Here is a 13,973-nt window from a genome sequence, read left to right on the forward strand (position 1 = left end):
GCCTGTCCAATCTCCTACGAAATTGTTGGGAACCCTGTAGTTTTTTGATATTCTTGGGACTGTAAAATATTTTGTGTAAACTCTCATTCCACATTCCATTACAATGAAACAAAGTGAGGTTGAGAGAACACATGGGACTCATTCCAAAAGACCAGCTGCGCCAACTTATCAAAGAACACAACTTGCAAACCATGGAGGATGTTCAAAAAGCCCTGAAGGATATTTTTGCAGAAACACTGCAAGAAATGTTGGAGGCCGAATTGGATACCGAATTGGGCTATGCCAAGCATGACAGCAAGCAGAAGCAGACGAAAAACAGTCGGAACGGCTATAGCAAAAAAACGGTTACGTCTGAGTATGGGGAGTTGGATCTCACGATTCCCCGTGATCGTCTTGGAGAATTTGAACCTGCGATTGTCAAGAAACACCAGAGACATGTAACGGGTATTGAAGATCAAATCGTCTCTATGTACGCCAAAGGCATGAGCACACGGGATATTCAGGATCATTTGCACAATCTGTATGGACTTGAGGTATCCCCGACCCTTATCTCCAACGTAACAGCTAAACTGTTACCTCTTATCAAGGAATGGCAAAATCGCCCGCTGCAAAGCGTGTATTCCGTTGTTTTCATGGATGCCATTCATTTTAAGGTAAAACAGGACGGGCAAATTATCAGCAAAGCCGCCTATATGGTCATTGGCATTGATTTGGAAGGCTATAAGGACGTTCTTGGCATCTGGATCGGAGAAAACGAGTCAGCCAAGTTCTGGCTACATGTGTTGACGGATCTGAAAAATCGTGGCGTTTAGGACATTTTGATTATCTGTGTAGACAATTTAAAAGGCTTCAGCGAAGCCATTGCAGCCAGCTATCCGCAAACGGAGGTTCAAAAATGTATCATCCACCAGATCCGCAATTCCATCAAATATGTGTCGTACAAGGATTTGAAGAAGATTACTACGGCCTTGCGTCCGATCTATACGGCCCCAACGGAAGAGGCGGCTCTCCTGGAATTGGATCAATTTGAGGAGACCTGGGGAAAACAGTATCCCCTGATTGTCCGGTCGTGGCGGAGTAACTGGGATGAACTGGCGACCTTTTTCAAGTACTCCCCTGAGTTGCGCAAGCTCATCTATACAACGAATATGATCGAAAGCTACCATCGACAACTCCGGAAGGTGACAAAGGGAAAAAGTATCTTTCCGACGGATGAATCGCTACTCAAAATGCTATATTTGGCGACGATGGATGTCATTCGGAAGTGGACAGGGCGGGTCCAAAATTGGGGGCAAATCCTTCTCCAGTTGACTGTACATTTCCCAGAACGGGTACAGATTCGATGAAGGGCTTTACATGGAGGGGCGGGCATGATAGGCTACTTTGCCTTGCGATGGTGTGAACTTCTCCATCGCCCAATCGCAAGAACTCATGCCCGCCAGTGGCTCCATGTCAAGCCCGACATATGAAGCATCGTTTTCACGTTTACACAAAAATCTTGACAGACTCATATTCTTGAATTCCTGATAAGCTGTTTCCTTTGTTCACCAACTGGAATAGCATTTTACCTGTTTCTATAATGAAACACTAATATTTATATAGATTAATCAGTTTGATCCCATCAGGGGGAATAGGAAATTGCTTTTGTGTGAGCCCACCTGTGGGCGTAACCGCTCGCAGGTGAACTCATGCAGGTTTATTGGGTGTTTTTTGGATATCTTTCTGCCGTTTTTCCTAGTATATGGTATCCGTATGCTTAGATAGTATGACGTACTATTTCCTTTAACTCTTTTGCTACCTTTTCTTTGACCACTCCACTATCGATTACCTTGTCTTTATTTGTACGGTGTACTTTTTTTAAATAATCCTTGTGTTTGTTTTTATGAGTAAACGGAATAAAAAGATTACTTATAAAAAAGAGGACAATGCTTTTTATTTCCTCTATAGTTTTAGCAGGGATCTTCATTTTATATGTAGAGTTATCATCATGAATGACTAGGCTTGAATCTCTCTGAAGGGCTTTGTAGTCGTAATCAAATTGATAAAATTTATGGGTATAGAGATGCTCGTCTCGGATGTTGTTTCGTAGAGGATTTCTTTCATTAAAGATTTTGCGATTGTTCAGGAGATTTTGGTTAATGCCCCCTCGGATAAATTCCCAATTCTTCTTAATGGAAGTGGTTTCTGTAACATATTCTAGATAACTATAGTACTCTATACCGAATTTCCGAAGGTTCATTACATTGACGACTTTCTCCATTAAGAGCCGAAATTGCTGTAGTGGAAAATATTCATACCCAACCCGGTAGTCTAGACAGTTTTTGTATTCATACGCGATTCGCTTCATTGTTTCTTTAATTCGTGTTTCAATGTCATTTTTGGGACTAAGATTCTGAATAGCCTTCCACAAGATACGATCCAATTTTGTTCTTTTACCCATATTGTTCATCTCCTTATTTGATCAATCAATCGAGGTAGCCACCTAAAGCGATATCCCTTCTCAAAATTTTCGGTAACCCCTTCCTCAAGAATACCCAAGGAAATCAAACTAGCGAAAGATTTAGAGACTACTGATTTTTCCAAAAATAGATCTACACAGACTTGTTTCTGTGTAATTCGTACAAATTCCACATCATCCAGTTCCGTCAAGAGGTACAGGATCAGACGGAAATCCTTTTTATTTAACCTATCGTCTTCAGCCAGCTCCAACAGAAAGGATTTATTGATTTTTACAGTCCTTGTTTTTTGTTCAATTTTAGCCAATGAGCGCCATCCCTTCAATGAAATTGGTTGCAAAAATAGCAACTTAAAATGACAAGTAAAAATTGAGACTGGAGACGATTTTACCTTAGAATGATCCGCTTGTCAACTCAACAAATTCCTAATAAGCCCAAAGCGAGTTCCAATTCTGTACTTGCAAACTTTACTGTTAACAAGAAACAGTATTTTTTCCCATGGAATAATCCTCCAATTGGAGGATTTTCACGTATTCTGTCGAATTATTACCCCATCTACAGTGGATTGCTTACTTCTATTTCAATAAGCGGAATTGTTGCTTCTTCGACTATTAACCACTAGAAAAACGGTCGAAGTGTTCCGAGCCGACTGGCCCGAATACGGTTTTCGGAGTATTGCACAACAGAGGGTATTCCCGAAGAAATAATGGCACGGTTGGAACGTGCTTAAATATTGAAGTAATCCAAAAGGAGCACGCTTGATGAGTATCAACATTTCAAAGCAAAAACGTGACGAGTTGACAACCAAGATAGAGGCAATTCGTTCATTTCTATTGAAGGCCTCGCAAGACGAGAATAAGGAGAGTCTTTTGACGTTCCTTGGGCAGATCGAAAAAGAGGTCAAGGGCAAAAAATATGGCTTGGTATTTGAAGAGCATCGGGAAACGATTGACGAAGTGCTAGATTCTCATATTCCTATACTATCTGAAGAACCAAGTCTGTTTATTGAAAATGGCGGGGATATTAATTTTCTGTTAGAAGGTGATAATCTGGCGGCGCTACGGTTGCTGGAAAAGACCTATCGCAGAAAGATTGATCTAATTTATATTGATCCGCCATATAACACCGGAAATAAGGATTTTATCTATGATGATTCTTTCGTGGATAAGACAGATAGTTATATTCATAGCAAATGGCTTTCATTTATGGAACGTCGTTTGAAGATTGCAAAGAACTTGCTTTCTGAGAATGGATCGATTTTTATTTCAATTGACGAGCATGAGTATGCCAACCTCAGGCTCTTGTGCAATCAAATTATGGGGGAAGAAAGACATGTCGCTACTATAGCATGGCAAAAAAGATATTCGCGCGAAAACCGTGAAGCGATCGGTGATTCACATGAATATATTGTGATTTACGCATATGATGTTGATAAATTCAAAGAGTTTCGGAATAGATTACCACTAACAGATAAACAAAAGAAACTATATAAAAATCCAGACAATGATCCACGTGGCCCATGGCAGTCAGTTTCATTACTAGCACAGGGATATAGGACGAATCAAATGTATAAAATAATCGCTCCTAATGGTACTGAACATTATCCACCTCAAGGTCGGTGCTGGAGCACAATTGAAAGCGAATTTCTAAAGGCTTTTAACGACGATCGTATATATTTTGGATCAGATGGAAATGGTGTACCTCGCAGAAAGCAGTTTTTATACGAAGCGAAGGGGCTTGTCCCGTGGAGTTGGTGGCCACATGAAGAAGTAGGACATACAGATGAAGCAAAAAAAGAAACAGGGATAATCCTTGACAATATGACAGCATTTTCAACGCCTAAACCTATTCGCTTAATAGATCGTATTATTACTATTGCTTCTGGCCCAAACAGTATCATATTGGACTTTTTTGCAGGCAGCGGTACTACTGGTCATGCCGTGTTGGCACACAATGCAGTGCAAGAAAAAAGCAAACGCAAATTTATCCTTTGCACTAACAATGAAAATGGAATTTGTCGCAAGGTCACATATGAACGAATCAAGCGTGTAATTGCCAATGAAGGATACAGAGCCAGCTTGAAGTACTATAAGATTGATTACGTATCAATTAACGAACGAATGTACTACGAGTATGCAGATGAACTTCTGCTTCATATTCGTGAATTGGTGGAACTAGAGAATGGCGTTAACTTCACGCGTAATGCCGAGCTTGCCATTGTGTTGACGGATGATGAGATGGATGAGTTTGTCGAAAACACGGACGCATTCGAGAAATGCGTCCGACTCTATAAAGGTCATGACGTTCTGCTCTCCGGAAAACAAGAAGAGATACTCAAAGAACGGGGCGTGGAGATTATCACGATCCCCAATTACTTCTACAAGGAACTGGAGGGCTAAAAGATGAGTATACCAGCAGATTTTCAACTGAAGGCAATCGCTGACCTTATGGACGCTATGAAGGGCGATAAACGTGAGATCATCTTAAAAAGCTGCACTGGTAGCGGCAAGACTATCATTCTCACATTTTTTATGGATGAGTACTTGAAGTGTTTTGATAAGACTGTCTTCATCTGGCTTACTCCAGGAAAGGGAGATCTTGAAGTTCAGAGCAAGCGAAAGATGGATAAATATATTCATGGAGCTCAGACGAAGACCCTCGTCGATATCATGACGACTGGCTTTGAAGCAAACGACGTTTGCTTCATCAATTGGGAAACACTCAATAAGAAAAGCAACAACGCCCTGAAAGACGGCGAACGTACAAACTTTCTTGAACATATCGAAAAGGCATTTAACGACGACTTGTCGTTCAAAATCATTGTCGATGAAAGCCATGAGGGAGATACGATTAAGGGCAAGGAAATCATTGAATATTTTCAGACAGATAAAATTATCCGTGCCTCTGCTACCCCAAAAAATTATACCGACGCGACATGGATTATTGTCCCGGAAGCCGAGGTTATCGCTGCTGAATTGATAAAGAAAGTCCTAATCATAAATGAGGGTGTGAAGCAGGGAGATGAAGTTGTAGACCAGATTGATTATCTGCTAACTAAGGCTCTTGAAAAGCAGCGGAAGCTATATTCTTCGTTTGCTTCCCATGGCGCGAACGTTAACCCTCTTATTGTCGTGCAATTGCCGAATAAAAACGATGTTCTTTTGGATGGCGTGGAGAGATGGTTTGCCTCTAAAGAGATAACCTACGAAAACGGACTTCTTGCTGTTCGCCTTGCCGAACGTCATGAGAATACCGCAGGCATCGAAGAACCGACAGCTAAGCCCGTCGCTATCATTATTAAACAGGCAATCGCTACTGGCTGGGATTGCCCGAGGGCACATATCCTTGTTAAGCTCCGCGACCATATGAGCGAGACTTTCGAGATTCAGACGATTGGGCGGATCCGGCGTATGCCGGAGGGGAAGCATTATGATGAACCGCTTCTCGACAGTTGTTACCTGTATACCATGGATGAAAAGTTTACCGAAAGCGTTAAGATGAGTCTTGGAAAGGGTGCGCTGGAGGCAGCTAACTTGCATCTAAAGGAATCTCTTAAGTCAGTTAAACTGGTCTGCGAACAGGTGTCTGGAATTGCGTTTTCACGTGATCAGCGTCAAATACTCCAGACAATATATGCGTACTTCAAAAAACACTATAATATCGATACAAGAACTATCGAGAACAAAAAGCGCCTAGAGGCTAACGATTTTCTCATTTCAAATTATGTGCGCCAATATGTGACCGAAGAAAATAAGATTATTGCAGCCGGTGATAGAAGCAGCTACAAAGACCTTAAAATGACGTATATTCAGGCTCCTATTAATACAACCATTCATGGTAGGGAATATCATCATATTGTAGGGGAAATCTCCCTGCGCGTCGGCTTGAAATACGAAGATCTAAACGCGATCTTCCGTCGTTTGTTCGTTAGGACTGCTGGGAAGAAGCCAAATATCAATCAAATTCTCCTGCTAGAGAACCGAGAGCTTTACGCATTTGTGCTTAATAACCGCGAATTGCTCAAAAACGCTGTAAGAAATGCGGCATCTGAACTAGGTGATCAACTGCACCTTGAATTTAATGCATTGTCAGATAAAACAACGAAAAAAGACTTCTGGTTACCTCGTGAATGTCTGTTCACCTATGACGCAACTGAAAAATCACAGAGGGTGTTATTAAAAAGCGTGTATGAAGGCTATTTGTCATCCGCCGCACCACGGTCATCCTCTGAAAAGAAATTTGAGAAATATTGTGAATCGGCGGCAAGCGTTCAGTGGGTTTATAAGAACGGCGATAAGGGAGCAGAATATTTATCCATTGTTTATGAAGATGCCTACGGCAAAGCTCGGGTGTTTTTCCCTGATTACGTTGTTTGCGTCAATGGAGAGATTTGGATTATCGAAACAAAGGGCGGATTTGATAAGTATGGCAACAGCGAAGATATCGACAAGTTCTCACCGCGCAAATTTGCTGTTCTCAAAGCATACATCGATAAGTACAACCTGAAGGGTGGCTTCGTTCGCGAGGATAAAAAAAGTGATGAGCTTTGTATCTGTATGGAGGAATACAGCGATGATGTGTCAAGTGCGTCCTGGTCGCTCCTGAGAGATATTATAAGTTAGGGGGCATAGCGGTGAAGGTTATTGAATGCAAACCCATACAACATACAGGTACCTGCAGTATTACCTTCATACGTATTGATCCAGAAAATCTGCAAGATACGCTTTCTGCAATCATTAAGGCCTTGATGGATTTATCGTGGCTCAGCCGTTTCGATCAGGACTATATGAAAGACAGCTTTAGTCTGCGAGCCAACGAAACAATTGCCGACATACGGAAAAAAATTGCTGATTCTTCAGATGACAAAGTAACCAAAGAAGCAGGAGAATATGTGGTATCTGAGTTAGCTAGAGAATCCCTAATAAGTAAGATGAACTATCTAGATATTCCCCTTGCCGAGTTGCTCGGTATGAAAGTCTCGGGCAATCCCGGATTTGATTTTCACAGTCAGAATAACTGTACGCACACAGTCATTTTCGGAGAAGCAAAATATAATTCTCGGCAGAGTGCATACGATTCAGCAATCAAGCAAGTATATCAGTTTATAACGGATAAAAAAGACATTAAGCAAATCGTAGACTTACATCCTTTCTGTACCCAAGAAGCTCTAACCAGAGCGAACAGCGGGTTTAAAGGCTTTGCAATTGCGTTTTCAGCAAAATCCACATCAAGCGATACCTTAATAGCCAACATTTTAGAGCATACCAATTTCGGGGAGGTATCAAGGCACGAGGAGATAGTAATAGTGGCGGTGAATATATGATGGCTACAGAATCGAAAAACCGGATAGCTGAGATTCGAGATGGGGAAAATCTGGGTGAGCATTTTGCTTATGCAAGGGAACGTCTCTTCAAAGAGGGTTCCGTCAATATTTCCGTGCTTGAGATCCTCTCTTACTTGAAACTGTTTCAGCCGAGTTTCTTTGCAGAGCATGAGGATGATGTTGTTGAGATGATGGGCTTGTTTTTCAAAAAGCCAAAAGTTGAATCATTTATAAGTCTCATTTTTTCTGATTATGGAAAATACATACAAGCAGAGTTCGGTGAAGAATATACGCCCGTACAGGCGGATATCCTGAAGAAAATTCGCAAGATGCAGACGTTCAGTTTCTCTGCTCCAACAAGTACGGGGAAATCATTCGTGTTCCGTAGTTTGATAAAAGATGCCGATTATGACGTTGCTGTCGTTGTACCGTCACGAGCCTTGATAAATGAGTATTATGACAGAGTTCATGATATTATCGATGACAAGGCAGTTAACATACTTACCTTCGTCGACATCATAAACATAAAACACGCCAAGAGAAATGTGTTCATCCTCACGCCCGAACGCGCAAGAGAGTTGTTCAAGCTAAAAGACAAGCTCAACATCGGGCTTGTTTTGTTTGACGAAGCCCAGCTGAGTGACGAAGAATCTGTGCGCGGACTTTATTTTGACAGTATCGTGAGACGTGTTCAGAAAGCGTTTCCATTTGCGAAATGTATTTTTGCCCATCCGTTTATAGCCAATCCCGAAGCCCAGCTTAAGAAAAATCATGTTGACATTGATGAAAATGCCGCAGCCTTGCAGTACGAGCAGAAAAATGTTGGACAGATATTTTACACTCATGATACCTCTACTGGAGAGTTCCATCACTTCGGCATCGACAAGAACGTGATGGGAGATAGGAAAATAAAGGCTCGGTTCGACCCAATCGAGAAAGCAATTAAGGATGGCGGGAGTATACTTATTTATGTTCCAAAACAGCATATTTATAACGAACAGGTGTATTCAGGATTTAAAAAGTACATTGACCTATGTCAGCCAATCTCTGATCCAGCGGCACTTGAGTTAGTTGAAAAAATGCGGGAATATGTTGGAGCATCAAATGGCAAGAACGAAAATTATATTTCAAAAACGCTCGAATACCTGAAGCGTGGCATCGTAGTGCATCATGGCTCCATCCCTCTCCGAGCTAGACTCATATTAGAACATTTCACTCAACAAGGATTTTGCCGCATTTGCTTTGCGACATCTACGTTGGAGCAAGGGATTAACATGCCTTTCGATGTTGTATATCTCGACCGGTTTGAAAGAAGCAAGCCTCTTTCAGTTAAAAATCTTATCGGAAGAGCCGGTCGGTCAACGCCGAATGATGTATTTGATTTTGGAGCAGCTATAGTCAAAAAAAATAATATGAGCCCTTTTCGCTTCGTGATAACAAAGTCGGAGAATATTTCTGAAAAATCACATTTGGATAAAGAAAATGAGGGATTAGACCCAAAATATGAGGAGTTCAAGGAAGCAATAAAAACTGACCAGTTTAATGATGAGTATAACTTGACGAACAATGATGTGGAAAAACTGGCAAGCGATGATATTACAGAAATAATTCCAACTTTACTTGATATCATGTTCAACGAGGATGGCTCTTTAATCTACCCGAGGTGGGACAATGAAGAAATCAACGACAGAAAGGCTATGTACCAGGATTTCTATTCGTTATACCAAATGTATTTAGGCAGGGAGTTAACTGCCGCAGAAAAAAGCATTCTGAACCAAGCAATAAAAATCATGCTCTGGAGAGTTTACAAGAAAACGTTTAGTCTTATCTGCCAATATCGATATGACTATGCTTCAAGGAAGAAAGACAGAGATGCGCTGGACAGGCAGGGAAATGATGAGGAGAAAAGCAAACTAAAGTCCCAGTTTCTTCGCGAATATGCCGACATACCTGATATGAAACTTCATAACTACTCGTTATTTGGTGGTACACCCGCCGAAAAGGTGGATTACGACCGAATAATCTATGATACTTATGATTATTTGGATAAACTGATTGGTTTTAAGCTAGCAGATATTTTTTATGCTATTTTCCATCAATATTATGAATTGTCAAAAGACCCTCGAGCTTTACGGTTGGCAAAATATATCCGCTATGGTACGGATGTCGAGCGTGAAATCTGGATGCTTAGATATGGTTTAACATTTGAGGATATCGAATGGGCGGCACCTTGTATAGAGTCGATTGATGAACAAGAAATTGTCTTTAATGAAAAATATGACGAATTAACCGAAGACCAACTCGCTGTGCTGGAAAGGTTTCATTATTCAACAGATAATAAAGGACAACCTGAATCCTAATCATGTCATGGATGAAACTGTTTTTTCTACTCCAACTTTGTAGTAAAACCTCTCATGCGAGAGGGCGCATCGTTGGCAGAGATGAGGTTAGGGGTTGGACTCTTCTGTCTCCACCACGAGAAACCCGACATCATGAGTCGGGTTTTTGTTTGTTTGTAGACAGGAGATATGGGGACTCGTTGTGCTGAAAAATTTGTAGACAAAATGACTACAAGACCGTTGCCACAAGTCATGCACATAAGCTGTAACATCAAGTAACTTGTTGACTTGGGAGGGACTTACAATGGTTGTTACAACAAAGAGAGGGAATTTTCGGAATCTCCTCTTTATCTAGGTTAACTTCCCGTAACGTACAATGCGGTGAGCCATATCATAAATGACGCATATTTTTCCGAGTACTCTATAGTAAGAATAGTAATATGTGAGATTTGGACCCAAAATTGCCGAGGGTCTTTTTTTATTAAGGTGTAAAACTGACAGTATGTTCCTAGGACAAAAGGTGAAGAATGATAGAGTAGAAATCATAGAGGAGTCTTATGATGAAATCTATCATTCGAGATTTTATCGGCGGTCTGACGACAAAACGCTTTTCCGTCGTTGAAACGGAAAAATACGTCAAAGGAGTAATGGGGGAGCGCTACTACGAATTGGGAGGGTACTCCGTCTTCCACGCCGCTATGACAGAACTCATTGCGGAGCACCACGTTAAGCCTGTCGGGAAAGCAATGTTTGGATTTCCGTCTCTTCACGCAAAGTACGCAGTCATTCCTCGCACCGAGGCACCAGAGAAAAGCGAATTCTACGCCTTGCATTGGGCCCTATCCCTTAAGTCATATTACCACAATGCTGCTCTCTGGGAACAGGATCGGCGTTACATTCATGCTATATCAGCATTTTTGCACGATCGGTCTCTCCATCCTACCGTGATCACGGCAAATGAGCGGTCTCTAAAACTCTTTCATGACGAAAAATGGCTTGTCCAAAAAGGAAAGCCTGTACTGCAACGGCTCGGCATCACGCTTTCAGACCTGCACTGCGAGGAAACCAATGAACCCTTCTTCTACTTGTCGTGGGACCCAACACCAAAAAATGCGTTGATTGTCGAAAACAAAGACACGTTCCACACCTGCAAAGGATGGATCGGGGAACACCGCGCGCTGTTCGGTATTCCTTTCGAAGCGGTGATCTATGGGGAAGGGGATAAGATTCACCGCAGTTTTGCATTTGCACGGGAAGTGTGGCCGTCCTGTACCGATGACATCGTCTTTTACTATATCGGCGACCTCGATCCAAAAGGCATCTGGATCTACGATAAATTAGCGAGCGAATACCCGTTTCTCCTTCGGCCGTTTGTGCCGATGTATCAAAAGATGCTGGAGATGCGTGAAGCGGTGCCGAATGAATCATCCCGTCGGCTCGCGAAGCCGCCCGTAAAAGCGCCTTTGCTTCAGTACTTGAGCACTGACGAACGATCGGCAATTGAACGGTTGTTCTCTCAGGGGCTTCGAATTCCCCAAGAAGCCATTTCAAAGGAGGAGCTGATTACATGGCACTGCAAGCATCCAACGTATTTCAAGGATACGCGCAGCGAGTGAAAAACATGGCGCCTTTTCAGGTGTTGTTCGCCCTTGAAAAGCGCTCTTGTCTCCATATGAGAGGGTTTGATGTTGCTCTTGGGATTATCTTGTACCTGCTCGAGAATATGCTCACCTACGGGAAGAAAAATACGTACGACGATATTGTGAAATTCTTCCATGAACAGTGGGCGGACCAGAATCTTTCCTACAAAGAGGTGTACGACGCGATCGTCGACCTCATCTATAATCATCTCCGGAATCAAGGCAGAAAGTTGGAATTTACATATTTCAATTTTGAGACATTGCAGGAAGAGACAGTCTATTGGGACCTGCTTGAAACAGAAAAACCAAGTTTTGAACAATTGAAAGAAAAGAAAATGCGGCTTGTGCTGTCTAATGCCTGCATCGACATGCTGTTTAAGACGAAAGAAATGTTCATTGAATACCAAATTTCGATTACCCAGTTGTTCCTGCGGCAGCAGATTCAAAAAGGCGTGTTTGACGGTGCGCTCCGAACGATCGATGAGCTGAATTTGTCCATCCGAACGAAGCTCGGAGAAATGGAACATCTTGAGTGGGACATGCGTCGTGATGTGCTCGATTTTTCACGTAAGGCGCTCTGGGAAAAACAGCTGCAAAAAAACGCCGAGCAATTTGCAAGGGAAAAAGAAGTATTCGCGGATCTGATGAAAATCTCGAAAGATTCGATTCGTCGGCATGAAAATGACAATTTGTCCGATCGGGAGCGCATGACGCTGCAAAAAGCGTACGAAGTGCAGCGCCGTCTCCACGCCTCGACTACAAAACACGATTCCTTGTTTGAAATGCAGCAGCGTCTTCAATTCCTGTTAACCGAACTCATTACCGAGCGGGTGTTTAGTGTGTTTTCAACAACCCTGAACATCGAACAGGAATTGCTTGCACCCCTCACCGAAAAGCCCGAACGCTTTGCTAAGGCCCGAGAATTTCTGCTACCGCTGTTTCATCCGAAGGTGCCGCGCTGGCTGATGGCCAACCAGTTTTACGGACCGCAGAAAAAACAGAAACGAAAAGAGCACATAAAGGAGACGCTGGAATTGCTTGATCCCGAAATGGTGGAAGAAATCGAGCGAAGGGAGAAGGAGGAGCGTGAGGCACGAAGGGAGCTGTACGCAAGGTTCTTCCGCTTCTTATTCTTCATTCTCCTTCAACAGGGGCGATGTTCCTACTCAGAACTGCTTCACCGCGCGGACCCCGAACTTGCCGACAATATGCAACAACCTTCGTTCATCTCCTTCCTTCTGTTTTTATTTCAGGAAAAGGAAGTGCTTTTGGGGCTGGATGACAGCATCGTTGCAAGCCTTCCGCTATACTACCGCGGCATCTCTGATGCCTTGACGTACGATATGGAGCAGGCGTTTCGATCCTTTGAAATGGTACCCATAGGAGAAAAAACGGTTCGCCTTCCAAACGGGATTGAAGTTGCGGAGTTTGAATTTTGCACCATTGAGCGCGAACCTCAATACAACACATGGCATGGAGAGGAGGTGGATTTATGAGCCAATATAGCAGGGACGCACTCGAAAAAGCATGCCTTGTGCTAAAAAGGGCCATGTTGCAGGGCCGTGTCGGGATCGGCGAAGCGGAGTTTCGCATGTATCAAGAAACCGACGTAAAAGAGGTCATTCTCGACGTGTTTCAGCCTGTGTTCCGCGTGCATGTATTTCAAGAAGATGAGGTGCTGTACGTCGTACCCTCCGACGCACAGTCCCTCATCTACAAAAGTGATCAGGTTCGCCGAGAAGCCATGAAATTACGGGATCAAGACGAACTGCATCTAGCGGATTTTTGCGCCATGGTGCTTGGTTCCGTATTCTACAATTCTTCAGCTCATAGCAGGCCGACACGTGCGGTCATCGGCCTAAGCGAATGGTTCCATGAGGTGGACCGTAACATCGAAAAATGGACGCAGGAGTACCTCACAGGACGCAAAGAGGAGCTTGAGGCCCAGGAACTGCAGACGGAAATCAACATTACGGGAATCGTCGAAAAATGGCACCGCATGCGGTTGAAAGAAGGCGCAGAAACTTATCGGGCGAGCCGCAGCGAGAAAATCTCTTTCCTTAAAAAAGTCGCGCAGCATCTGCAGGAGGAAGGTTTGGTGCAGTTTTATGACGAACGCGAACTGGCTCCAACCGAAAAGTGGTCCGCCATCATGAGCAAACATTACGGCATGCTGGAGCGGAAAGAATACATCACCAATCTTCTCGCGTAAAGG

At 42.9% G+C, this 13,973-nt stretch carries 9 protein-coding genes and 1 pseudogene; 8 read left to right on the forward strand and 2 right to left on the reverse strand.

All coding sequences use genetic code 11. From position 1 onward, the window contains the following. The first annotated feature begins 131 nt into the window (after positions 1-131). A pseudogene (locus BA6348_RS03310) lies at positions 132-1,346 on the forward strand (IS256 family transposase). A 410-nt stretch (positions 1,347-1,756) separates the two neighbouring features. Here the strand turns inward: BA6348_RS03310 and BA6348_RS03315 are convergent. Both BA6348_RS03315 and BA6348_RS03320 read right to left on the reverse strand, forming a co-directional pair. Further along, positions 1,757-2,440 carry a hypothetical protein gene (locus tag BA6348_RS03315; RefSeq protein ID WP_005835522.1) on the reverse strand — a complete coding sequence of 228 codons (684 nt, stop codon included), beginning with the start codon at positions 2,438-2,440 and terminating at the stop codon, positions 1,757-1,759. A 5-nt stretch (positions 2,441-2,445) separates the two neighbouring features. After that, entirely contained in the window at positions 2,446-2,763 is a 318-nt protein-coding gene (locus tag BA6348_RS03320) for a hypothetical protein (protein WP_005835521.1), read from the reverse strand. Between the two features lie 454 nt (positions 2,764-3,217). Between BA6348_RS03320 and BA6348_RS03325 the strand changes: the two genes are divergently transcribed. The 7 genes from BA6348_RS03325 to BA6348_RS03355 all read left to right on the forward strand — a co-directional run bounded on the left by BA6348_RS03325 (position 3,218) and on the right by BA6348_RS03355 (position 13,970). Then, positions 3,218-4,855 carry a site-specific DNA-methyltransferase gene (locus tag BA6348_RS03325; RefSeq protein ID WP_122953492.1) on the forward strand — a complete coding sequence of 546 codons (1,638 nt, stop codon included), beginning with the start codon at positions 3,218-3,220 and terminating at the stop codon, positions 4,853-4,855. Between the two features lie 3 nt (positions 4,856-4,858). Further along, positions 4,859-7,078 carry a DEAD/DEAH box helicase family protein gene (locus BA6348_RS03330; RefSeq protein ID WP_005835520.1) on the forward strand — a complete coding sequence of 740 codons (2,220 nt, stop codon included), beginning with the start codon at positions 4,859-4,861 and terminating at the stop codon, positions 7,076-7,078. A gap of 11 nt (positions 7,079-7,089) precedes the next feature. Beyond that, positions 7,090-7,779, forward strand: coding sequence for a Hachiman antiphage defense system protein HamA (locus BA6348_RS03335; RefSeq protein WP_005835518.1), 690 nt, complete (start codon positions 7,090-7,092; stop codon positions 7,777-7,779). Then, positions 7,776-10,139 (forward strand): DEAD/DEAH box helicase, encoded by a 2,364-nt coding sequence (locus BA6348_RS03340; protein ID WP_198508392.1) that lies wholly within the window; start codon positions 7,776-7,778, stop codon positions 10,137-10,139. The genes BA6348_RS03335 and BA6348_RS03340 overlap by 4 nt, the downstream gene beginning before the upstream one ends. A 539-nt stretch (positions 10,140-10,678) precedes the next feature. Next, the gene (locus BA6348_RS03345) at positions 10,679-11,734 is read left to right on the forward strand and encodes a Wadjet anti-phage system protein JetD domain-containing protein (RefSeq protein ID WP_005835515.1); all 1,056 of its coding nucleotides are present in this window, start codon (positions 10,679-10,681) and stop codon (positions 11,732-11,734) included. Continuing rightward, positions 11,686-13,254, forward strand: a complete 1,569-nt coding sequence (locus tag BA6348_RS03350) for a hypothetical protein (protein WP_005835513.1) — start codon at positions 11,686-11,688, stop codon at positions 13,252-13,254. Before BA6348_RS03345 ends, BA6348_RS03350 begins: the two co-directional genes overlap by 49 nt. Further along, positions 13,251-13,970, forward strand: coding sequence for a DUF6063 family protein (locus BA6348_RS03355; RefSeq protein ID WP_005835512.1), 720 nt, complete (start codon positions 13,251-13,253; stop codon positions 13,968-13,970). The genes BA6348_RS03350 and BA6348_RS03355 overlap by 4 nt, the downstream gene beginning before the upstream one ends. Positions 13,971-13,973 lie beyond the last annotated feature (3 nt).

Origin of the sequence: Brevibacillus agri (assembly GCF_004117055.1) — a bacterium.
Classification (GTDB): domain Bacteria; phylum Bacillota; class Bacilli; order Brevibacillales; family Brevibacillaceae; genus Brevibacillus; species Brevibacillus agri.